This is a genomic window from Pseudomonas sp. Je.1.5.c, assembly GCF_051129895.1.
Taxonomy (GTDB): Bacteria; Pseudomonadota; Gammaproteobacteria; order Pseudomonadales; family Pseudomonadaceae; genus Aquipseudomonas; species Aquipseudomonas urmiensis.
The window spans coordinates 1-22,840 of sequence record NZ_JBCPSP010000011.1; the positions used below are offsets into that span (position 1 = coordinate 1).

A 22,840-nucleotide genomic window follows, 5' to 3' on the forward strand; every position below is an offset into this window, starting at 1 on the left:
TGGTCCGCTACAACCTGAAGCGCCTCCACAGCTACAACGGTTATCAAACCCCGGTAGCCATGGAGAAAAAGCTCAAGGATGCGGCATGAAACCTTAACTGGTGTCCAAAATAAGTTGACCAGTTCAGTTTACCCGCGAACGAGGGCTTAGCCCTCGCCATAAGGGGATGGTGGCCATGCCAGCTTGTTCGCGGATAAACCACTGCCACAGAGACTGAGGGGAGAGGTTGCAGCTTAAGGCGCGACCAATCGATACCCAACCCCAGGCTCGGTAATGATGAAGCGCGGCGCAGTCGGGTCATCGCCGAGCTTCTGCCGTACATGAGCGACGACGATGCGCAGGTAATGGCTGTCGTCGACGTGGGTCGGGCCCCAGATGTCCTTGAGCAGTTGTTGCTGGGTGATCACGCGACCGGGGTGCCCGGCCAGCTGGGCCAGCAGCGCGTACTCTTTGCGAGTCAACGCCACTTCGACGCCATCGAGGGTCACTTTGCGAAAGGCGAAGTCGACCAGCAGCGGGCCAAAGCTGGCCGTCGCCTGCCCTACTTCGGCTTGTGGGGCTTGGCGTAACAAGGCGCGGATGCGCGCGAGAAACTCCTGGATGCCAAATGGCTTGGTCACGTAGTCGTTGGCGCCGCCATCCAGCGCATCGACTTTCTGCACTTCGCTGGCGCGCACCGACAGCACCATCACCGGCACCGTGCTCCATTCGCGCAGCTCGCGCAGCACCTGCTGGCCGTCCATGTCAGGCAAGCCGAGGTCGAGCACCACTAGGTCCGGTTTGGCCAGCGCGGCTTGAGCCAGGCCTTCGGCGCCGTTGGCGGCTTCGATCACTTTGTAGCCCTGGGACACCAGGCTGATGCGCAGGAATTTGCGAATCTGTGGCTCATCGTCGATGACCAACAGGGTGGCGGCTTGGCTCATGAGTCTTGGCTTTCGGTTTCAGGTTGGGTGGGCAGCGGCAAGCATAGAGTGATGCAGGTGCCCTGGCCATCGATGCCTTCGCCGACCAGGATGCTACCGCCGTGGGCACCGATCATGCCTTGGCAGATCGCCAGGCCCAGGCCAGTGCCTTGCCCCCCGCGGTCGCCGCGGGCGGCGGTGTAGAACATGTCGAAGATCTTCTCGCGCTCGGCCACCGGGATGCCTGGGCCTTGGTCGCTGACGACAAGGCACAGTTGCTCGTCGCGCACCTGTACGCGCAGTTCGAGGCGGCCGTTGTTGGGTGAGAAGCGCGCGGCGTTTTCCAGGACATTGACCAATGCTTGCTCGATCAACGCAGCATGCACGAACAGCAGCGGCAACTCAGTGGGTACGTCGGTGCTCACCCGCAGTGGCGCCAGCACCACGCGCAGGCGGTTGAGGGCGCTGCCGACGATGTCGGCCGGGGCGACCCAGTCGCGGGCCAGCTTGAGACCACCGTGGCCGAGACGGGTCATGTCGAGCAGGTTCTGGATGTAGCGATCGAGACGCTCGGCTTCGTTGCGGGTGCCTTCGAGCAACTCGCGACGGTCCTCGGGAGGGATCGCATCGCCCAGCGCCAGCAGGCTGTCGATGCTGCCGCGCATGGCGGTCAGTGGGGTGCGCAGGTCGTGCGAGACCGAGGCGAGCAAGGCGCTGCGCAGTTGTTCGGTTTCGCCGTGCAGGCGCGCCGCTTCCAGTTGCTCGCCCAGGCGCGCGCGGGCCAGGGCCTGGGCCAGCGGTTGGGCCAGGGCCATCAGCAGCCGGCGGCGCTGGGGGCTCAGGCTGTCGTTTGTACGCGGGCGCACGCCCAGCAAGGCCAGCGGCTGGTCTTCGACCGCCAGCGGCCACCACCACCAGCGGCCATGGGGCAAGGTGTCGCTGCCGTGGCCGGCGGCCTGGCCATGTTGCCAGGCCCAGTCGGCCGCGGCGCGTTCGTTATCGGTCAGCGCCGGCGGCTGGCCACTGGCGACCTGCAGCAGGCCTTCGCTACCGCGCTCCATCAGGCACACCTGCACGTCTTGCCAGCCATCGAGGTGCTGGTTGGCGGCGTTGAGCACGGCCTGACGGTCGGTGGCCACTGTCAAGCGGCGCGACAGGTCGAGCAGTTGGTTGGTCTGCGCCTGAGTCTCGCGCAGGGCTTGCAGCTGGCGACGCTGACGCGCGGCAAGGTTGCCGGTCAGTGCCGCCATGAGCAGGAAGAACACCAGGGTCAGCACGTCTTCTTCGCGCTGGATGCTGAAGGAGAAGTTGGGCGGGATGAACAGAAAATCATAGGTCAGGAACGACAGCGCGGCGCAGGCCAGTGCCGGGCCGAGGCTGCTGCGTACTGCGACCAGCAATACAGCGGCGAGGAACACCAGCGAGATGTTCGGCAGCGCCAACACGCTGGACACCGCCCAAGCCAGACCCGCTGCCAGCGCGGTGGCGAGCAGCGCCAGCAGGTAATGGCGCCAGACCCAGACACGCTTGACCACCGCCCGCGCCGCTACCGGTTGCACATCGCGGTCGAGCACGTTGATCTCCAGGCCATGGCTTTCACGCAGCAGACGTGTAGCCACGCCCGCGCCGAAAAGACGACGGCGCCAGCGGTCGCGCGATTGGCCGACCAGCACCAGGCTGGCGCGGCGCTCGCTGGCGTGCTGGATCAGCGTGCGTGCGACTTCGCCAGCGCGCAGCAAGACCACCTCGCCGCCCAGCCGTTCGGCCAATTGCTGGGCCGCTTGCAGGCGTTGCCGGGCATTCTCGTCGCGCAGCTTGCCGTTATCGACATGGACCAGGCTCCACGGCAGGTGGCGGCGCTGGGCGACGCGGCTGGCGTGGCGCACCAGGCGCTCGGCCTGCTCGTCGCCGTCGACACCGACCAATAGCCGGCCGCGCAAGGCCGGAGCTTCCTGGCCGCGTTGGCGGTAGCCGTGGGCGAGGTCGGCATCGACCTGCGCGGCGGCGGTTTGCATGGCCAGCTCGCGCAAGGCGCTGAGGTTGGTTTGCGAGAAGAACGCGTCGATGGCGGCGCGGGCCTGCTCGGGGACGTAGACCTTGCCTTCGCGCAGGCGCTCGAGCAGCTCGCGCGGCGGCAGGTCGATCAGGACCAGTTCGAAGGCTTCTTGCAGGACCCAGTCCGGCAGGGTTTCGCGCACCTGCACGCCGGTGATGTCGCGGACTTTGTCGTTGAGGCTTTCCAGGTGCTGGACGTTGACCGTGGTGTAGACGTCGATGCCGGCTGCCAGCAGTTCCTGGACGTCTTGCCAGCGTTTGGCGTGGCGGCTGTTGGGGGCGTTGGTGTGGGCCAGTTCGTCGACCAGGACCAACGGCGGTGCGGCCTTGAGCAGGCCGTCGAGGTCCATTTCTTCCAGGGTTACCCCGCGGTAGTCGCTGCGTAGCAAGGGTTGCTGGAGCAGGCCGGCGAACAGCGCTTCGGTTTCGCCGCGGCCGTGGGTTTCGACCACCCCAGCGACCACTTGCACGCCTTGGCGTTGCTGGGCGTGGGCGGCCTGGAGCATGGCGTAGGTCTTGCCTACGCCAGGGGCGGCGCCGAGAAATACCTTGAGCCTGCCGCGGCCTTCGCGGGGCAAGCCCGCCAACAGCGCGTCGGCGCGGGCGGAATCACTCATGTTGCATCCTTCACTTTTGCGGCGGTCAGTCGGACTTGGGCCGCAATGCGGCCCCCACTATCAATGTGGCCATTTTTCCAAGGCCTGATTCAAGGCCAGGACGTTGACCACTGGCGGGCCGATCAATGGGTGGAGGGTGGCCTCTTCGAGCAGGGCTTGCAAGCGCTCTACCGGTACTTGCCGCGCCGCTGCCACCCGCGGGATCTGATAGGCCACCGCCGCTGGCGGCAGGTGCGGGTCCAGACCGCTGCCGGAGGTGGTCAGCAGGGCCTGCGGCACCGGGCCAAGATCTGCGCGGTAAAGCGCACTGGCATCGGCCGTTATCCGCTGCGCCAGCGCCGGATTACTCGGGCCGAGGTTACTCGCACCACTGGCCACAGTGGCATACCCTGCCGCCGAAGGCCGTGGATGGAACCAGCCATCGCCCGTGGCCTGCTGGGCGATCAAGGCAGACCCGCGCACCTGCCCTTGGGCGTCGCGCACCAGGCTGCCATTGGCCTGTTCGGGGAAGGCGAGCTGGGCAATCCCGGTCACCGCCAGGGGATACAGCGCACCGGTCACCAGGGTCATCAGCAGGGCCAGGCTCAAGGCCGGGCGTACATAAGCAGTCATGTTGGTCTCCTTCACACCAGGTGCAATGCGTTGAGCAGCAGGTCGATCAGCTTGATCCCGGCAAACGGCACGATGATCCCGCCCACGCCGTAGATCAGCAGGTTGCGCCGCAGCAGGTGGGCGGCGCTGGCGGCTTGCACGCGCACGCCGCGCAGGGCCAGCGGGATCAGCACGATGATGATCAGCGCATTGAACACGATCGCCGAAAGGATCGCGCTCTGCGGGCTGGCCAGTTGCATCAGGTTGAGCACGCCCAGTTGCGGGTAGATCGCGGCGAACAGCGCCGGAAGAATGGCGAAGTACTTGGCCACGTCGTTGGCGATCGAGAAGGTGGTCAGCGCGCCACGGGTGACCAGCAGTTCTTTGCCCACCTGGACCACGTCGAGCAGCTTGGTCGGGTCGCTGTCCAGGTCGACCATGTTGGCCGCCTCGCGGGCCGCCTGGGTGCCGTCGTTCATGGCCATGCCGACGTCTGCCTGGGCCAGGGCCGGGGCATCGTTGGCGCCGTCACCACACATGGCGACCAGGCGGCCGTCGTTCTGCTCCTGGCGGATGCGGGCGAGCTTCTTCTCTGGGGTGGCTTCGGCGAGCACGTCATCGACCCCGGCCTCGGCGGCAATGGCGGCGGCGGTCAGCGGGTTGTCGCCGGTGACCATCACGGTGCGGATGCCCAGCTTGCGCAATTGGGCGAAGCGTTCGCGAATGCCGGGCTTGACCACGTCCTTGAGGTGGATCACGCCGAGCAGGCGTTTGTCGACGCAAACCAGCAATGGCGTGCCGCCGCTCTGGGCGATGCGTTCGACCTCCTTGGCCAGCGGCACGGGCATCTCCAGGCGCTGCATGCCGACGAAGGCCAACACGGCATCGACGGCGCCCTTGCGGTAGCGGTGTTGTTGCAGGTCGACGCCAGAGAGACGGGTCTCGGCGCTGAAGGCGATGGGGGTCAATTGCTCAGGCGAGGGCTCGATGAAGTCGTGCAGTTGGCGCAGGTACTCGACAATCGACTTGCCTTCGGCAGTATCGTCGGCCAGCGACGCAAGCAAGGCGCCCTCCCCCAGCTCTTTGGCGCTAATGCCGGGTGCCGCGTGCAGCGCGCTGCAACGACGGTTGCCGAAGGTGATGGTGCCGGTCTTGTCGAGCATCAGCGTGTGCACATCACCCGCGGCCTCGACCGCGCGACCGGAGCGAGCGATCACATTCAACCGCACCAGGCGATCCATGCCGGCGATACCAATCGCCGACAGCAGGCCACCGATGGTGGTGGGGATCAGCGTGACCAACAGTGCGGCAAGGAAGATCAGTGGCAGGCTCCCTCCCACGAAATGGGTGAACGGCTGCAAGGTCACCACCACGATCAGGAAGATCAGGGTCAGGCCAATCAGCAGGATGTCCAGGGCGATTTCGTTGGGGGTTTTCTGCCGTTTGGCGCCTTCGACCAGGGCGATCATGCGGTCTAGGGTCGACTCGCCGGGGTTGCTGCTGATGCGGATCAGCAGCCAGTCGGACACCAGCCGGGTGTTGCCGGTGACGGCCGAGCGGTCGCCGCCGGACTCGCGGATCACCGGCGCTGATTCACCGGTAATGGCCGCTTCATTGACCGCAGCGATGCCTTCGATCACCTCGCCGTCACCGGGGATCAACTCACCGGCAATCACCTTGACCACGTCGCCCTTGCGCAGCTCGCTGGCGGCAACCTGCTCGAACTGGCCAGCGGCGTTGCGGCGGGTGGCTTGCAGCCCTTGGCTGCCGGCCTTGAGGCTGTCGGCGCGGGCCTTGCCACGGCCTTCGGCGAGAGCTTCGGCGAAGTTGGCGAACAGCACGGTGAACCACAGCCACAGGGCGATCTGCACCGCCACCGCGGTACTCACGCCGCTGTCCGGCGCGAAGCACAGCAGGGTGGTGAGGATGGCGGTCAGTTCGACCACCAGCATCACCGGCGAGCGTTTGAGCTGGCGTGGGTCGAGCTTGACCAACGCCTGGATCAGGGCCGGCCGCCACAACGCGGCGAGGCGGGTCTGGTCGGCGCTGACGCGCGGCGCTTTGACTTCAGCAATGGGCATGTTCATGGTTGATTCCTCAGAAACCCAGGCTCAGGTGTTCGGCAATGGGGCCCAGGGCCAGCGTTGGCAAGAAGGTCAGGCCGCCGACCAGCAGGATGGTGACCAGCAGCAGGCTGGTGAACAGTGGGCCGTGGGTGGGGAAGCTGTTGTGCCCCAGCGGCGCGCTTTTCTTCGCCGCCAAGCTTCCCGCCAGGGCCAGCACCGGCAGGATGTAGCCGAAGCGGCCGATGAGCATGGCCAGGGCGATCATCAGGTTGTGGTAGATCGTGTTGGCGCCGAAGCCGGCGAAGGCCGAGCCGTTGTTGGCGGTGCCGGAGGTATAGGCATAGAGCAGCTGGCTAAAGCCGTGCGCGCCGGGGTTGGTTACGGCAGCGGCCGGGCCTGGCAAGCTGGCGGCGATGGCGCCGAGCACCAGCACGCCAACGGGCATCACCAACAACGTCGCCACCAGCAACTGCACTTCGCGGGCCTGGAGCTTCTTGCCCAGATATTCCGGAGTGCGGCCGATCATCAGCCCGGCCAGGAACACTGCGATCAAGACGAACAGCAGCATGCCGTAGAGCCCGGCGCCGACGCCGCCGAAGATCACCTCGCCGACCATCATGTTGACCATCGCGACCATGCCGGTCAGCGGGTTGAGGCTGTCGTGCATGGCGTTGACCGAGCCGTTGGAGGCGGCGGTGGTGGTGACCGTCCATAGCACCGAACCGGTGGTGCCGAAGCGGCTCTCCTTGCCCTCCATCGGCGCCGATTGCTGCACCTGAGCGTTCTCAATTGCGGGGTTGGGCTGATATTCGGACCACAGCGCGGTGCTGCCACCGATCAGGAACAGCGCCAACATGCAGGCAAGGATTGCCCGGCTCTGGCGTAGGTCCTTGACGTAGTGGCCGAAGGTGAACACCAGTGCGACCGGGATGAGGATGATCGAGGCCACCTCGAACAGGTTGCTCCAGGCCGTTGGGTTCTCGAACGGGTGCGCCGAGTTGACGCCGAAGAAGCCGCCGCCGTTGGTGCCCAGCTGCTTGATGGCGATCTGGCTGGCGGCAGGGCCCAGTGGGATGGTCTGCTCGCTGCCTTGCAGGGTCAGCGCGTGGGCATAGTCGGCGAACGTCTGCGGTACGCCCTGCCAGACCAGCAGCAGCGCGAGCACGATGCACAGCGGCAGCAGGCCGTAGAGGGTGGCGCGGGTCATGTCGACCCAGAAGTTACCGAGGGTGGTGGACGAGCGCCGGGCGATGCCACGGCACAGCGCGACCAGCACGGCAAGACCGGTGGCGGCACTGACGAAGTTCTGCACGGTCAGGCCCAGCATCTGGCTCAGGTAGCTGACCGAAGCTTCACCGCTATAGGCCTGCCAATTGGTGTTGGTGACGAAGCTCACCGCCGTGTTGAACGCCAGCGACCATTCCTGGCCGGGTAGCTGTTGCGGATTCAGTGGCAGGTAACCCTGCAACAGCAGCACCGTGAACAGCAGGAGGAAGCCGGCCAGGTTGAATGCCAGCAGCGCCAAGGTGTACTGCTTCCAGTTCTGCTCCTGCTCGGGGCGCACCCCCGCCAGGCGATAGCAGCCCTGCTCCACGGGCGCAAGAACGGGTGACAGCCAGGTACGCTGGCCTTCCATGACCTTGTAGTAGAACCTTCCAAGCCACGGTGCTGGCAGCAGCACAATGGCGAAGAACGCCAGCAACAACGCGAAATCATAACTGTGCATGGCCGCTCCCTAGCTGCGATCGGCGCGCAACAGCGCCACCAGCAGGTAAACCGCCAACGCCACTGCCAGCAGCAGTGACACCCCATCGAGCATATTCATGAGCGATCTCCCCGAATTGCGGCGTTGGCCGCTTTGGGGAAATTGTCCGAGGGAGGGCCGTAAAGGGGCGAGATCGCGGGGTGGCTCAAGCCATAAAGAATGCGTAAAGACCAGCAGTTTGCTGTTAGCGGCTGCTGAGCCTGCGGGCTTGTCCCGCTCCAGTAATGCTGTTCACTTAAGGCCCTTGTCGCCTGCTTTGGGGCCGCGTTGCGGCCCTTCGCGGGCAAGCCCGCTCCTACAGGTACGGCGCTGACCGTCCGAGCGGTGCTATACCTGTGGGAGCGGGCTTGCCCGCGAAGGGCTGCAACGCGGCCCCAAAATCTTAAGTGAACAGCATTACGCTCCTCCAGGCGTTGTGCGGGCCGGATCAGCGCTGTGGCGTGTGCTGCCCGGCGCTACGGCTCCAGTCCAGCAGCAGGCTGTAGGCCACTGCGAGCAAGGTCGGCCCGATGAACAGGCCAATGAAGCCAAATGCGATCAACCCGCCAAATACCCCAAGCAGCACGATCACCAACGGCAGGTTGCCGCCGCGGCTGATCAAGTAGGGCTTGAGCACGTTATCCACGCCGCTGATGACGAAGGTACCCCAGATACCGAGGAACACCGCCATCCCATACTCCCCCTGCCACACCAGCCAGGCCGTCGCGGGGATCCAGGCCAACGGTGGCCCCATGGGGATCAGGCTGAGCATGAAGGTGACCAGGCCAAGCACGATAGCGCCAGGGACCCCAGCGATCAGGAATCCGATCATCGCCAGCAGCCCTTGCGCCGCCGCGGTACCAATCACGCCGTTGACCACCCGCTGCACGGTGCCGGCCACCAGGTCGATGTAGTACTCGGCACGCTCGCCGATCAACCGTTGCAACAAGCGCAAGACGAACGCCGCCAGACGTGGCCCGTCGCGGTAGAAGAAGAACACGAACACCAGGCTCAAGGTCAGCTCGAGCACGCCGCTGCCAATCTGTGCACTGCGCGCCAGCAGCCAGTTGCCCACCTGGCCCAGGTACGGTTTGATCGATGCAATCAGCGCAGCGCCTTGCTGGTCGACAGAGTCCCACATCGCCACCAGTCGTTCACCGACAAAGGGAATACCCCCCAGCCAACTCGGTGCGTCGGGCAAGCCATCGACCTGGACATCGCGCACGAAGGCCGTGGCATCACGAATATGATCGGCCAGGTTGAACCCCAGCCACACCAGCGGCAGCGCCACCAGCAAGATCCACACCGTGGTCAGCACGCTGGCGGCGAGGGTCTCGCGCCCGCCGAGCAGGCGCGTGAGCAGGCGCATCAATGGCCAGCTGGCGAACGCCAGGATAGCGCCCCACAGCAGCGCGGAAATAAACGGCGCCATCACCCACAAGCCGGCACCGAGCAGCGCCAGCAGGAGGATCTGGACCAGCAGGCGATCATTGTTGGCCATGGTGACTCACTTTCAGCGGATCAATTCCAGGTGCAAGCCTTCTGTCGGTGCCGTGCCCACTTCCAGGCGCGCGCTACGCACACCGGCCTTGGCCAGTTGTTCGCGCCAGGCTTCGGCTTGCTCGCCGCTCAAGCTCACGCGCAGGGTGCTGTCGAGGTTGAGGCTGCGGCTCAGCAGGGTCACCCAGGCATCCTTGGGCTCAGCAAGATCAGGGTAGTCGAGCTTGCCGGTGTCGCGCAGCTCGCGCATCACCGTAGCCGAGGTGGGCAGCAGTTCGCCCAGCGGTTGCTCGGCAACGAACTCTTCCACATGCAGGTAGGCGCGCTTGTTGCCAGCGGTGACGCTGTACAACGCTACCAGGGTGTTGGGCTCTTCTGCCGAGCGCCGCAGGAGGATGAACGCCTGTTGGTCGTCGCCGCCATTGAGCCGAGCGTTCTTGAACACTTCATTGGCCCACAGGCTGGCTTCGCCGCAGTCACGTTTTTCACACCAGAACAACGGGTAGCCGCCGTCACGCTGCAGCGCTTCGCGGGCGCTGGTGAAGGCTTCGCGCGCGGTACGCTCGGTGGGCAACAGGTAAGTGACGGAATTGACCTGGCCACGGCTCTCGACCTTGCCTTCAACGCGCAGGCGGCCACTGATCTTGCGCAATGCGCCCATCGGATAGACGCGCTCCTGCTCGACCGCAGGGCGCTCATCGACAACTTTGCCGTCCAACGGGACCGGCAGCGTGCCGGCCCACACTATCGGGCTGGCCAGGCCCAGGCAGGCGGCGATGACGATTCGAATGCTCATCGGCCACCCATGCCGCACGCAGCGCCGGTGATCGATGGATGGATGTCTGGCATGTACATGGTTGTCTCCCTGTTCAACCCGCCAAGCCTCGACACTTGTCCGGTGCAAGTCAAGGAAACCCGAAAAAGCGATTGATACAGTCTGCGACAAGGGTCGCGCCGTGCTCGTCATTCAGGTGCAGGTGATGGCCGCCTGGCAGTGAAACCTGTTCAAAGGGTAGCTGCTCCAGCAACGCCGTGTGCCGGGCAAGCATGCCATCGGCGGCCACCACCAGGCAGGCATTGCACTTTACGCGTTTGACGAAGGCCATGGCCTGGGTTTCGCTCAGCCGCACGGGCGATGGCAGGGTCAGGCGGCTGTCGCTGCGCCAGCTGTAACCGCCGGGCACCGGCATCAGGCCGCGCTGGGCCAGCAGTTCGGCGGCTTCGCGACTGACGGCGACCATGCCTTTCATGCGCGCCTCGACGCCCTCCTCCAGGTTGGCGTACACCGACTTGCGCTTGCCATCCAGGCGCAACTGGGCCTGCAGCGCCATGCCTAGCCGTTCGGCTGCGTCTTGCTCGACGCCGGTCGGCGCAATGACGCCGTCGATCATCAGCAAATGGCTGACCCGGTCAGGCAAGGCGCCGGCCAGTTGCACGGAAATGATCGCCCCCAATGAGTGCCCAAGCAGGCCGAAGCGCTCCCAACCGAGCTGTTGGGCAACCCGCACTACGTCGTGGGCGTAATCGGCCAGCGCATAGCTGGCGCCGGCCGGGCGATGCTCCGAGTAGCCATGCCCGGCCAAATCCAGCGCGACGATGCGCAGCCCTTTGAGACGGGGTGCCAGGCGGGCGAAGCTGTTGGCGTTGTCCAGCCAGCCATGCAGGGCGATCACCGGGATGCCGTCGGCGGGGCCGAACAGGTGCGCGGCCAGTTCGATATGGCCCAGGTTCAGGCGGATTTCCTCGACCTGCGCGCTCATGCCTGGCTCCAGCGATCGAACAGGCCCTTGATCAGGCTGGCGGTATCGTCAGGGCGCTCCAGCGGGAACATGTGCCCGCCCGGCACGCTGTGGTATTCGCCCTGGGGCATGCCGCGCACGGCCAAGGCATGGTGGCGGCGGATCACCCGGCTGCGCTCGCCGCGGACCATCGCCAGCGGCACCTGCAACTGGCGCGCCGGAGCTGGGCTGAGGTGGGGAATGCTGCGGTAGATGCTGATCTCGGTGGCCGGATCGAAGCGCAGGCGCAGGCCGTCTTGCGCTGCTTGCAGGCCGTGTTCCAGATAAGCTTCCAGGCAATCCGGGTCGAAGTGGCGGAACAGAGTCTTGCCGGCAAAGTAGCCACGGGCGCTGTCGCGATCACTGAACGACTCGCGCCGGCCCAAGGTGCGCCCAGCCGGGGTGATGCGGTCGATGAAGCCAAAGCGCTTGGCCGCGCGGATTACCCATTGATCGGCGCGGGTCAGCACGGGCGAGTCGAGCATTACCACGCCGCGGTAGTACTGCGGGCAACGCAGCGCCGCATGCAAGTGCAGCACGCCGCCCAGCGAGTGGCCGACGCCCCAGACCGGCGCGTCCTGTTGGGCCAGGTGATGGAGCAGCTCATTGACCAGGTTCAGCCAGTTGTCATCGACCGGAAAGCGCGGATCGTGCGCATGCTGCTCCAGGTGCTGGACTTGGTAGTCCGGCGCCAGTGCGGCAAACAGCTTGCCGTAGGTGGCCGAGGGAAAGCCATTGGCATGGGCGAAGAAGATCTGCTGCGACATGGCCGGCTGCTCTGCTGGGGGAATGATGGCCCATTGTCGGCAAGCGCGGCGGTGGCGGCAACGTTTGGATAGGTCATCGCCAAGGGCGATCAGGTCATCGAAGTCAATCGAAACTGGCCATCGAGCGGCGCAGACAGGCGTGCATATACGCCAGCTGATACTCCAGCGCCTCACGCGCCAGGCCTTTATCGCGCTCACTGAGCTGGAGCCTGCGCAAGGCCAGGCAGCTGGTTTGCAGCAAGTGCGCCATGCGCATACTGGCCTGGCGCAGCTGTTCGAGTTCGTATTGGCTCTCGAACTTGCGCAGCAACAGGTTGAAGCTGGCATCTGCGCAGTCTTGCAACAAACGGTGCTCGGCAAAATCCGGGACGCCCCGCTCATTGAGCTTATCCAGTGCCGCCTGCGGCTTTACCGACTGCACCAACTCCAGACGCCGACTGCTCATTCAATGCTCCCTGGCCCACTGCCCGCTTGATGTGCCGGCAACGCTAGCAACGCCCCCAACGCCAAAGCAACTGACAAAACTACCAGTTGCCAGGGATCAGCCTGGGTGGCTAAGGGCGCGCAGGGTCATCAGGCCCGCCAGCGGCCAATCGCCTTCCAGCTCGGCGAGGCTGGCGGTACTCATTGGCGCGGCTTGTTGCCCATGGCCATGCTCGAGCATGCCGACCAGCGCCCCAACCAACGGCTGGTGGCTGACCAACAAGACATGCTCCAGGCCCAACCGCTCGATCTCACCGATAACCTTTTGCACATCGCTTTCCGGAGTCAACCAGGGCACGGTGCGCACCGGCTCGGCGAAGCCCAGGGTGTCATGCACCAGTGCGGCGGTCTGCTGGGCGCGCACATAGGGGCTGGCGATGATCGCCTGCAGCGGCTGGCCGAGCAGCCGCGCAGCGCTGTGCAACACTTGCTCGCGGCCATGGGCGGTGAGGCGTCGCTCGGCATCGGTATTGGCGCGCGGCTCGGCCTCGCCGTGGCGTAGCACCCACAGCTTCACAGCTTGGGCTCCTCGTCACGCACCGGATGGGGCGCTGGGGCGACGGCATGCGGCGCCTCGCCTTCCGGGGTGCGCGGGGTTGGCCAGTCGGCGAACGGCCATGGCTTGTTATCGGTATGGAAGGTGCCGAAGCGACCGATCTGCGCCAGGTACTGGCTGAGGCTGTCGCCAAAGTTCATCAGGCTGGCGCTGGGCGCGCCATAGATCAGCCGGTAGATCAGCTGGACCAGGACCAGGCCGCCGAGCAGCAGCTCGGCCAGCTGCCAGACCACCAGGAACACCAGCATCCACAGCACCCGCAGGATGATCGACTCGCGCTGAGCGCGCTCGGGGGTATCGTTCATGTATTGCTCCTTGCTCTGGTCAGAGCCGCTGACGGCTCAGTTGAAACCGCTGGTGGAAATGAAGTCGACGTCGGTTTTCGGTTCGGCGCGCATCAGGTGCTCGATGACCTGGTTGAGCGTGCGACCCTCGAACAGGATCGCGTGCAAACCGGCCACCAGCGGCATGTACACCTGCGCCTCGTGGGCCTTGGCCTTGAGTACCTTGAGGGTGTTGACCCCTTCGGCCACTTCGCCTAAGCGGCTGACGGCCTGTTCCAGCGACAATCCCTGGCCCAAGGCATGGCCGACCTGGTAGTTGCGGCTCTTGGGCGAAGAGCAGGTGACGATCAGGTCACCGACCCCGGCCAGGCCAAGGAAGGTCATCGGGTTGGCGCCCAGGCTCACGGCAAAGCGGGTCATCTCGGCCAGGGCACGGGTAATCAGCATGCTCTTGGTGTTCTCGCCCATGCCCAGCGCCACAGCCATGCCGGCGATGATCGCGTAGACGTTCTTCAGCGCACCGCCCAGCTCGACGCCGAAGCGGTCGGCGCTGGCGTAGACACGGAAAGTGCGGCCATGCAGCACCTCCTGTACGCGCTGGCACAGCGCTTCATCTTCACTGGCGACCACGGTGGCGGTCAGCGCGTGCTCGGCGATCTCGCGGGCCAGGTTCGGCCCGGACAGCACGCCAATGCGCGCCTGCGGGGCGATCTCTTCGAGGATCTGGCTCATCAGCTTGAAGCTCTGCGCCTCGATGCCTTTGGTCAGGCTGACCAGGCATTTGCCCCGCAGCAGCTCGGCATGCGGCGCCAGCACGCTGCGCAGCGCGCTGGATGGCAGGGCGACGAAGATCAGCTCGGCGGCTTGCAGGGTAGCCAGCAGGTCGTTGACTGGCTCGACGCCGTCCTGCAGGCGAATGCCTTTGAGGTAGCGCGGGTTCTCGCGATTGACGCGCATGGCCTGGGCCTGGTCCGGATCGCGCATCCATTGGCGTACCGGGTTGCCGTTTTCCGCCAGCAGGTTCGCCACGGCGGTGCCAAAGCTGCCGCCTCCCAGCACCGCAACAGGTTGCTGTTCAGTCATATCCAATCCGTTAAAGCCATAAGTTAAGTGGCAACCGCTGCATTATACGGCCCGTGTGCGTCAGAACCAGTGGCAGACGCGTGCAAGCTGCGAAGTTGCAGGCAGCCTGCATGCGTGAACAAGCCAACACAGTACTCAGCCTTGACCTGAGCCGCTGGAAAAACCCGCAAGGTCAGTTAACATGCCTGTTTCAACACTGATACAAGGCCGTACCGTGTTTCCTGGCCCGCCACCGGTTCCTCGCCTGCTATTGCTGACTGCCCTGCTCGGCGGCCCTGCTGTGGCCGACGATCTGTTCATCGACAACCAGGACCTGCCGCAAGTTCTGACCGCCACCCGCCTGAAACAATCCCCAGCCGCGGTGCCGGGCAGCATGACCGTGCTCGACAGCGACCTGATCCGCGCCAGCGGCGCCCGGGATATTCCCGAGCTCCTGCGCCTGGTGCCAGGGATGATGATCGGCTATGGCGCCGGCAACCAGCCGACGGTCAACTACCACGGCAGTAACGTCAGCGAAGCCCGGCGCATGCAGGTGTTGATCGATGGCCGCTCGGTGTACCGCGCAGGCCTGGCCACGGTGGACTGGAGCGATATCCCGGTAGCCCTTGAGGATATCGAGCGGATCGAGGTGTTTCGCGGCCCCAACACCGTCAGCTACGGCGCCAACGCGCTGATGGCGGTGGTCAACATCCTCACCCGCAACCCCGCCGACAGCCATGGCACCCGGCTGAAAGTGACCCGCGGCGAGGACGGCATCAGTGATTTCTATGCCAGCCAAGGGCTTGGCTGGGACGGTGGGGATCTGCGCTTGTCGCTGTCTGGCCAGCAGGACGATGGGTTCGACCAGGACCAGTACGGCCGTGACTACCGCGACAGTCGCCGGTTGAACCGGATCAACCTTAATGTCAGCCACATGCTTGCGCCTAACCAGACCCTGGAGTGGCAGCTGGCGGCCAAAGAGGGTAGCAACCAGCGGCCATATACCTACCGACCGGTGTTTCCCTTCGTGACCCTGAGCGGCGACAGCGCCGACGTGAACGCCAAGGACTATGCCGGTTCGCTGCGCTGGAGCATCGATATCAACCCCGAACACAGCCTGTACGTGCAGGGTTCGGCGCAGCACTTCGACCGCCAGCAGGTGTGGCGGGCCTGTGATGCGGCACTCTCGTTCAGCCAGGAACTGACTCGTCTGTGGCAGATAGACTCGAACTACGCCGAGCAGGTGGCACGCAACATCACCAATCCCCCGGGCAACAGCAACCCCGCCTTACAGGCGTTGCGGGACCAGGTGAAACAGCAGTGGGACAGCCAGGGTGGCAGCCAGGTGGTGTGCGGCGATGTCGACCAGAGCACCCGGGAAACCCGCTATGACCTGGAGATCCAGGACACCCTGAGCCTGACCGACAACCTGCGCCTGCTCAGTGGTGCCAATTTCCGCTATGACAAAGCCGACTCGCAGACCTACTTCAATGGCACGCTGGACGATCAGACCTGGCGCTTGTTCGGCCAACTGGAGTGGCGCGCGGACGAACACTGGATCCTGCAAGGCGGGGCGATGTTCGAAGACAGTCGCCTGTCCGGCAGCTCGCTGACGCCACGGGTCGCGGTGAATTACCTGATCACCCCGCGGCATGGCTTGCGGGCCGTCTACTCTGAGGCGGTGCGCTCGCCAGACATGTTCGAGAACAACGTCAACTGGAGCTACACGGTCAACAACCTGACGCCCTATCAACCCTGGATGGGCAATGGTGAGTACTTCGTCAAGACCCGCGGCCCGGGCGATCTGGACCAGGAGCGGATGCGCTCGCGCGAGCTGGGTTACAACGGTAACTTCAGCGATATCGACCTGAGCATGGATGTGAAGCTGTTCTACGACGAGATCACCGGAATGATCAGTGAACCGCTGCGCAACAACCAGTACATTGCCAGCAACGCCAACAAGGCCAGTTTTCGTGGCACCGAGGCGCAGGTCGACTGGCGCCCGAGCCTGCGCGATCGCCTACGGCTGAGCTACGCCTACGTCGACGCCTGGGCCAGCAACCGCAATGACAGCCAGAACAGCGCACGCAACAGCGGCTCGGCTGGCTGGATGCGTGACTGGGGCGCGGGTTGGTCCAGCGCGCTGTTCTACTATGGCGATGCCAACCTCAACGACTATCGCTTCGAGCGCATCGACCTGCGCGTGGCCAAGCGCCTGCGCATTCAGGGCACCACCCTGGAGCTTGCCGCACTCTGGCAGCAGCGTCTGGACGACGAGCCGATCACCCTGCCCCAGAACCGTTACGACAGCCGTCACCGCCTGAGCGTCAGCGCGGAGCTGGAGTTCTGATGCTGCGTCTGCTGCGCCTGCTGCTGCTCTGCCTATGGCCACTGGGGACGCTGTCAGCCAGCGAGATCCTGTTGGTCGGGGGTGACGATCAGCCCGGCATCCGCAATTTCGTCGAGGCCATGCAAAGCCGTCGCAGCCATGACCAGGTGCGCTTTCAAAGCGTGGCCGAGCTGCCCCGCCCCAGCCAGCTGAAAAGCGATATTCGCCTGATCCTGCTCGACAACGCCGCGCTGGAATGGCGCCTGGGCGAAACCGCCGGGCCGCCGGCTTTGGCCATGCGGGTCAGCCGGGTGCAAGTTGAACAGCGCCTGGGAAAGTCGCGTCCGGCCTATTTGTGCCTGCTCTGGAGTGACCCGCCGCTGGCCCGGCAACTGCGCCTGACACGCTTGCTGCTGCCCCAGGCCCGCCGAATTGGCGTGCTGTACGGTGAACAAAGCCGCTTTCTGCTCGACGAACTGCGCCAGGCCGCCCAGCCCCTGGGCCTGGAGATAGTCGCCCAGGACTGGCCCGACCTGCGTGACAGCCGCCCGCTGCAGCACCTGTTGGGCAACAGCGACGTGCTGCTGGGGATCGATGACCCCGACCTGTACAACTCCAAGACCGCCAAGAACGTCCTGCTCAGCAGCTATGGCCGGCAGCTGGCACTGATCGGCCCCAACGTCGGCTTCGTTCGCGCTGGCGCCCTGGCCAGCACCTACAGCGACCAGGACGACTGGCTGGCGGTGCTCGACCGGCTGCTCGACCAGCCCCCGGCGCGCTGGCCGCGTAGCCTGTATCCCTCGCACTTTGGCGTCAGTGGCAACCAACAGGTCGCCCGCGCCCTGGGCCTGGAGCCGATTGATCCGAAGGCCGCCGCCCTGGCCCTGGCCGAAGGAGAACCCACCCCATGAGAAAGCGCCTGAGCTGGGACATCCATACCCGCACGCAAATCATCAGCCTCGGCCCGGCCTTGTTGCTGACGCTGTTGCTGATCAGCTTCTTTACCTTCGTGCGTATCCAGGACTTGCGCCAGGAGCTCAACCACACCGGCCAGCTGATCGCCAACCAGCTGGCGCCGGCCTCGGAGTACGGGGTGATCTCCGGCAACAACGAGGTGCTGGAAAGCCTGATGCGCGCGACCTTGAGCATTCCGCACGTGCGTTTTCTAGAAGTGCAGGACAGCCGCAACCATATCCTGGTGTATGTCGAGCAAGCCGATGAAAGCGCCAACCGCGCGCAGCGCGTGGAAGTGTTCCAGGCGCCGATCCGCCTCCAGCAGATCCGCCTGGACAACGACTTCCTGCAGCAAGGCAAGACGCCGATGCCGCGCATTGGCGATGACTACCTGGGCCGGGTAATCGTCGGCATGTCGGACGACGCCTTCAGCCAGCGCCAGCAAGAAATCGTCATCAAGGCCGGGATCCTGGCCCTGTTCGCCCTGTTGTTCACCTTCCTCCTCGCGCGCCGCTTGGCCATGAGCCTGGCCAAGCCCATCAGCGACATGGGCCACGCGGTCAAGGCGATCCAGCAGGGCGAGTTCAATGCCCCGGTGCCGGTGGTAGATGATAGCGAGCTGGGCCATCTGGCGCGTCACATCAACAACCTGGCCAGTGCCCTGGAGCAGGCCAGCCAAGAACAGAAGCAGGCAATCGCGCAGTTGATCCAGGCCCGCGAAGAGGCCGAACAGGCCAACCGCGCCAAGTCGGACTTCCTGGCCATGATGAGCCATGAACTGCGCACGCCGATGAATGGTGTGTTGGGCATGCTGCAATTGCTCGAAACCACCCAGCTGACCCACGAGCAGGCTGACTACACGGCAGTGGCCAGCGAATCGACCGGGCACCTGCTCAAGGTGATCAATGACATCCTCGACTTCTCGCGGATCGAGCGCACCAGCCTTGAGCTGGAGCATATCGATTTCAACCTGGGCGAGCTGATCAGCAGCAGCGTGCAGTCGTTCCAGCACAGCGCCCAGCAGCGCGGCCTGGACCTGCAGTTGAAACTGCCGACAGGCCTGGACCGGCTGGAAGTTGTCGGCGATCCGACACGCATCCGCCAGATCCTCCTGAACCTGATCGGCAACGCCTTGAAGTTCACCGAGCGCGGCCAGGTCGAAGTCGAGCCGCGCTGGCAGGTGCTCGACCGCCAGTTGATCTGGTTCAGCTGCGCGGTACGCGACACCGGCATCGGTATCGACAGCGACCGCCTGGAAATGATGTTCGTCGCCTTCCAGCAGGCCGACAGCTCGATCTCCCGACGCTACGGCGGTACTGGCCTGGGCCTGGCAATTGCGCGGACCCTGGCCGAACGCATGGGCGGCCAGTTGCGCGCCGAGAGCCGCGAGGGCCTGGGCTCGACCTTTACCCTGGAAATGCCCCTGGCCCTGGCCAGCAAGCCCGCCGCCCTGCTCCCAGGCAGCGCGGCGCATGGCCAGCCAGGCGAGGCTGGCGGGCGGATCCTGCTGGTCGAGGACAACCCGGTCAACCAAAGCGTGATCGAGGCGATGCTGCGTAGCCTCGGCTTTGAGGTCAGCGTGGCCATGGACGGCGCGCAGGCGGTAGAGCAGGTCGACCAGCAGCGCTTCGCTGCGGTACTGATGGATTGCCGCCTGCCGCTGATGGACGGCTATGAAGCGACCCGGCGCATTCGTCAGCTACGCCAAGGCGCCGGGCTACCGATCATCGCCTTGACCGCCAGTGCCTTGCAGGGCGATCGCGAGCGTTGCCTGGCGGCTGGCATGGACGATTACCTGAGCAAACCCTTCAAACGCACGGAACTGCAGCGGATCCTGCAGCGTTGGTTACCCGGACAGACAGCCGCGACTGGCGATAAATGCTAAAGTGCGGCAGTCTTAGACTAGACAGGACCGCCGCTGGGCCTGAAAATACTGGTTTCAGTGAACACCTGTACTTCATTTTCCAGGTGCGCTGTGACTTTCACCACAACGCAATAGTCTACCTGTAGGCTGCCGCCTTGAGCTCATAGTGCTCTGGGATGGCCGGGAAGATTCATCCCCTGCCGCATGGGGATTATTGAGGAGCTCGCATGACCAAACAAAACGCCTTTACTCGGGAAGACCTGCTGCGCTGCAGTCGCGGTGAGCTGTTCGGCCCAGGTAACGCGCAACTGCCCGCCCCGAACATGTTGATGGTCGATCGCATCACGCATATCAGCGAGGAAGGCGGAAAGTTCGGCAAAGGTGAATTGGTCGCCGAGCTGGATATCACTCCGGACCTGTGGTTCTTCGCCTGCCACTTCGAAGGTGATCCGGTGATGCCGGGCTGCCTGGGCCTCGATGCCATGTGGCAGTTGGTCGGTTTCTTCCTCGGCTGGCAGGGTCTGCCGGGCCGCGGTCGCGCCCTGGGTTCGGGCGAAGTGAAATTCTTCGGTCAGGTGCTGCCTACCGCCAAGAAAGTCACCTACAACATTCATATCAAGCGCGTCCTGAAGGGCAAGCTGAACATGGCCATCGCCGATGGCTCGGTCAGCGTCGACGGCCGCGAGATCTACACCGCCGAAGCCCTGCGGGTCGGCGTGTTCACCTCCACTGACAATTTCTAAGGGTTATTCGCATGCGCCGCGTCGTTATCACTGGTCTGGGCATCGTATCGTGCCTGGGCAATGACAAAGAGACCGTCACCGAAAACCTGCGCAAGAGCCGTCCGGGCATTCGCTACAACCCGGAATATAAGGAAATGGGGCTGCGTAGCCAGGTTTCCGGTTCCATCGACCTCAACCTCGAAGAACTGATCGACCGCAAGGTGTTCCGCTTTGTCGGCCACGCGGCTGCCTACGCCTACCTGGCGATGCAGGACGCGATCAAGGACTCGGGCCTGACCGAAGAGCAGGTTTCCAACCCACGCACCGGCCTGGTAGCAGGCTCCGGCGGCGCATCGACCCTGAACCAGATGGAAGCGCTGGATACCCTGCGCGAGAAGGGCGTCAAGCGCGTCGGTCCATACCGTGTCACCCGGACCATGGGCAGCACTGTATCGGCGTGCCTGGCAACGCCGTTCAAGATCAAGGGCATCAACTACTCGATCTCCTCGGCTTGCGCCACCAGCGCCCACTGCATCGGTACCGCGCTGGAGCAGATCCAGTGGGGCAAGCAGGACATCGTCTTCGCCGGCGGCGGTGAAGAAGAGCACTGGAGCCAGTCGTTCCTGTTCGACGCCATGGGCGCGCTGTCCACCAAGCGCAACGACACCCCTGAGCTGGCCTCGCGCGCCTACGACGCTGACCGTGACGGTTTCGTCATCGCCGGCGGCGGCGGCATGGTGGTGGTCGAAGAGCTGGAACATGCCCTGGCCCGTGGCGCCAAGATCTACGCCGAAATCGTCGGCTACGGCGCGACCTCCGATGGCTACGACATGGTCGCACCGAGCGGTGAAGGCGCCATCCGCTGCATGCAGCAGGCACTGTCCACCGTCGACACACCGATCGACTACCTGAACACCCACGGCACCTCGACTCCGGTCGGTGACGTCGCGGAAATGAAAGGTGTGCGTGAAGTGTTCGGCGACAAAGCGCCGAAGATCAGCTCGACCAAGAGCCTGTCCGGTCACTCGCTGGGCGCCGCTGGCGTGCACGAGGCGATCTACTGCCTGCTGATGATGGAAAACAACTTCATCGCCGGCTCCGCCAACATCGATGAGCTGGACCCAGAGGTCGCTGACCTGCCGATCCAGCGCGAAACCATCGAGAACGCCAAGATCGATACGGTCATGAGCAACAGCTTCGGCTTCGGTGGCACCAATGCCACCCTGGTACTGAAGCGTTGGGAAGGCAAGTAAGACCTTAGCGCTCTAGCGAAAACGCCCCGACTGGTTCGGGGCGTTTTTTGTTTGTGGCGTTGCTGGGGCTGTGCCGACGCTATCGCGGGGCAAGCCCGCTCCCACGTGGAAGTACGCGCATTACGTGGCTGTACGCGCATGGCGTGGATCTACGCGCATTGCGTGGATGTACGCGCATTAAGTGGCTGTACGCGCATTACGTGGGAGCGGGCTTGCCCCGCGATAGGGCCGGTACAGCCAGCTCAATGCCCCTTGGGCAACACCGCCAGAAAATTCTCCCGCGCCACCTTCTGCGCGACCTGCTCGGGCAATGCATCCAGGAACGGATCAAAGCCATGCAGCTGCTCGCCCAAGGTGCCAAACCGGCCCACCACATCCGAGCCAAGCATGAACCGATCAGGATAGCGCTCGACCAACGCCAACCACGCCTGGCGCGGCTTGCCCTGCTCATCCAGCAAGTACGGCTCTAGTACGCTCCACGACAGATCAATGTACAAGTTGGGGTAATCCTTGAGCATTCGGGTCAGCACTGGCAAGAGAAAGTCCATCTGCGTCTGGTGCCGATGAATCTCCATGCTGGTACCCGCATGCGCCCAGATGAAGCGGGTGTGCGGATGATTGCGCAGCGGCTCCTCGATCTCGGCCAAGTACAGCGGGTTGCGCTCGCGCTTGGAGGTGATGTTGGAGTGAATCAGTACGGGTAGATCGCGCTCAGCCGCCAGGTGATAGATGCGCGTCATCGCCTCGTTGTTGGCCCTGGGCGTGTCGCCGCTGGTCAGGGCAGTAAGGTCATCGTGGCGGGTGAACACCTCGCCAATGCCTTGCCACAGCCCCGGATACAGCTCAAGCATGCGCTCAATATGGCTGACAGCATTCTTGTCCACCGGATTGAAGCCGGTCAGAAACGGATGGAAGCGCTTGCGCTGCTGCGGCGTTAACTTTTCAAGAGCAGCCGCCACATAGATATCAGTGGCGCTGTACCAATACGCATCGGCGTCGTCACCCGCGTAATAGCGTGGGCGCTTGGGTTCGTCTTCATGCCATTTCTTGGCCACCGAAACGCCAGAAATCATCGACTGGTCGATCCCTGCCTGGTCCATCGCCTCGAGCAAGGCCGGCATGCCTTCGGTTTCCTGGAAGAAGTCGACGTAGTGCAGGTGGGCATCGCTGTAGCGGTAGTCGCGGGCCTGGGCCACCTGGCAGAGCAGGCCCGAAACCAGCACGGCAGCCAGTGTTCTGGCGATCATGGCAGCATCCTTATCCTGATTCGAACAGAGTAGACCCGCGCGCGCTCGCCGCGGTTCAGCAATCGA

At 64.4% G+C, this 22,840-nt stretch carries 20 protein-coding genes; 5 read left to right on the forward strand and 15 right to left on the reverse strand.

All coding sequences use genetic code 11. The features are described 5' to 3' along the window. Positions 1-233: 233 nt before the first annotated feature. From AAZU54_RS11110 to AAZU54_RS11175, 14 genes are all read right to left on the reverse strand, one after another. Complete coding sequence (locus AAZU54_RS11110) at positions 234-923, reverse strand: response regulator (RefSeq protein ID WP_186555734.1); 690 nt, start codon at positions 921-923, stop codon at positions 234-236. Beyond that, complete coding sequence (locus AAZU54_RS11115; RefSeq protein ID WP_186555733.1) at positions 920-3,574, reverse strand: sensor histidine kinase; 2,655 nt, start codon at positions 3,572-3,574, stop codon at positions 920-922. Before AAZU54_RS11115 ends, AAZU54_RS11110 begins: the two co-directional genes overlap by 4 nt. A 60-nt stretch (positions 3,575-3,634) precedes the next feature. Further along, positions 3,635-4,186, reverse strand: a complete 552-nt coding sequence (kdpC, locus tag AAZU54_RS11120; RefSeq protein ID WP_434727153.1) for a potassium-transporting ATPase subunit KdpC — start codon at positions 4,184-4,186, stop codon at positions 3,635-3,637. An 11-nt stretch (positions 4,187-4,197) separates the two neighbouring features. After that, complete coding sequence (kdpB, locus tag AAZU54_RS11125) at positions 4,198-6,252, reverse strand: potassium-transporting ATPase subunit KdpB (RefSeq protein WP_434727154.1); 2,055 nt, start codon at positions 6,250-6,252, stop codon at positions 4,198-4,200. Positions 6,253-6,262: 10 nt separating this feature from the next. Beyond that, positions 6,263-7,957, reverse strand: coding sequence for a potassium-transporting ATPase subunit KdpA (gene kdpA / locus AAZU54_RS11130; RefSeq protein WP_186555730.1), 1,695 nt, complete (start codon positions 7,955-7,957; stop codon positions 6,263-6,265). 9 nt (positions 7,958-7,966) lie between these two features. Further along, on the reverse strand, positions 7,967-8,056 hold the full coding sequence (kdpF, locus tag AAZU54_RS11135; protein WP_186555729.1) for a K(+)-transporting ATPase subunit F: 90 nt from the start codon (positions 8,054-8,056) through the stop codon (positions 7,967-7,969). A gap of 367 nt (positions 8,057-8,423) precedes the next feature. Beyond that, entirely contained in the window at positions 8,424-9,476 is a 1,053-nt protein-coding gene (locus tag AAZU54_RS11140) for an AI-2E family transporter (protein ID WP_186555728.1), read from the reverse strand. A 12-nt stretch (positions 9,477-9,488) separates the two neighbouring features. After that, positions 9,489-10,271, reverse strand: coding sequence for a DUF4892 domain-containing protein (locus AAZU54_RS11145; protein WP_312155816.1), 783 nt, complete (start codon positions 10,269-10,271; stop codon positions 9,489-9,491). Positions 10,272-10,380: 109 nt separating this feature from the next. Next, positions 10,381-11,235 (reverse strand): alpha/beta fold hydrolase, encoded by an 855-nt coding sequence (locus tag AAZU54_RS11150; RefSeq protein WP_186555726.1) that lies wholly within the window; start codon positions 11,233-11,235, stop codon positions 10,381-10,383. Further along, the gene (locus tag AAZU54_RS11155) at positions 11,232-12,020 is read right to left on the reverse strand and encodes an alpha/beta fold hydrolase (RefSeq protein WP_186555725.1); all 789 of its coding nucleotides are present in this window, start codon (positions 12,018-12,020) and stop codon (positions 11,232-11,234) included. Before AAZU54_RS11155 ends, AAZU54_RS11150 begins: the two co-directional genes overlap by 4 nt. 103 nt (positions 12,021-12,123) lie before the next feature. Beyond that, positions 12,124-12,465, reverse strand: a complete 342-nt coding sequence (locus AAZU54_RS11160) for a hypothetical protein (RefSeq protein WP_434727155.1) — start codon at positions 12,463-12,465, stop codon at positions 12,124-12,126. Between the two features lie 96 nt (positions 12,466-12,561). Continuing rightward, the gene (gene sixA / locus AAZU54_RS11165) at positions 12,562-13,020 is read right to left on the reverse strand and encodes a phosphohistidine phosphatase SixA (RefSeq protein ID WP_186555723.1); all 459 of its coding nucleotides are present in this window, start codon (positions 13,018-13,020) and stop codon (positions 12,562-12,564) included. Further along, positions 13,017-13,364: a DUF4389 domain-containing protein gene (locus AAZU54_RS11170; protein WP_186555722.1), complete on the reverse strand. Its 348-nt coding sequence runs from the start codon at positions 13,362-13,364 to the stop codon at positions 13,017-13,019. The genes sixA and AAZU54_RS11170 overlap by 4 nt, the downstream gene beginning before the upstream one ends. Positions 13,365-13,400: 36 nt before the next feature. Next, positions 13,401-14,426: an NAD(P)H-dependent glycerol-3-phosphate dehydrogenase gene (locus AAZU54_RS11175; RefSeq protein WP_186555721.1), complete on the reverse strand. Its 1,026-nt coding sequence runs from the start codon at positions 14,424-14,426 to the stop codon at positions 13,401-13,403. Between the two features lie 181 nt (positions 14,427-14,607). Between AAZU54_RS11175 and AAZU54_RS11180 the strand changes: the two genes are divergently transcribed. The 5 genes from AAZU54_RS11180 (at position 14,608) to fabB (ending at position 21,527) form a co-directional block, all read left to right on the forward strand. Further along, complete coding sequence (locus AAZU54_RS11180; RefSeq protein ID WP_434727156.1) at positions 14,608-16,755, forward strand: TonB-dependent receptor plug domain-containing protein; 2,148 nt, start codon at positions 14,608-14,610, stop codon at positions 16,753-16,755. Next, a complete protein-coding gene (locus AAZU54_RS11185) occupies positions 16,755-17,645 on the forward strand; it encodes an ABC transporter substrate-binding protein (protein WP_186555719.1) in 891 nt (296 codons plus the stop codon). Before AAZU54_RS11180 ends, AAZU54_RS11185 begins: the two co-directional genes overlap by 1 nt. Then, positions 17,642-19,573 (forward strand): response regulator, encoded by a 1,932-nt coding sequence (locus AAZU54_RS11190; protein WP_434727157.1) that lies wholly within the window; start codon positions 17,642-17,644, stop codon positions 19,571-19,573. The genes AAZU54_RS11185 and AAZU54_RS11190 overlap by 4 nt, the downstream gene beginning before the upstream one ends. A 206-nt stretch (positions 19,574-19,779) precedes the next feature. Continuing rightward, a complete protein-coding gene (gene fabA, locus AAZU54_RS11195; RefSeq protein ID WP_101318173.1) occupies positions 19,780-20,295 on the forward strand; it encodes a 3-hydroxyacyl-[acyl-carrier-protein] dehydratase FabA in 516 nt (171 codons plus the stop codon). An 11-nt stretch (positions 20,296-20,306) separates the two neighbouring features. Then, positions 20,307-21,527 carry a beta-ketoacyl-ACP synthase I gene (gene fabB, locus AAZU54_RS11200; protein ID WP_186555717.1) on the forward strand — a complete coding sequence of 407 codons (1,221 nt, stop codon included), beginning with the start codon at positions 20,307-20,309 and terminating at the stop codon, positions 21,525-21,527. A gap of 242 nt (positions 21,528-21,769) precedes the next feature. Here fabB and AAZU54_RS11205 read toward each other — a convergent pair whose 3' ends face one another. Next, positions 21,770-22,774: an amidohydrolase family protein gene (locus tag AAZU54_RS11205; protein WP_186555716.1), complete on the reverse strand. Its 1,005-nt coding sequence runs from the start codon at positions 22,772-22,774 to the stop codon at positions 21,770-21,772. Positions 22,775-22,840 lie beyond the last annotated feature (66 nt).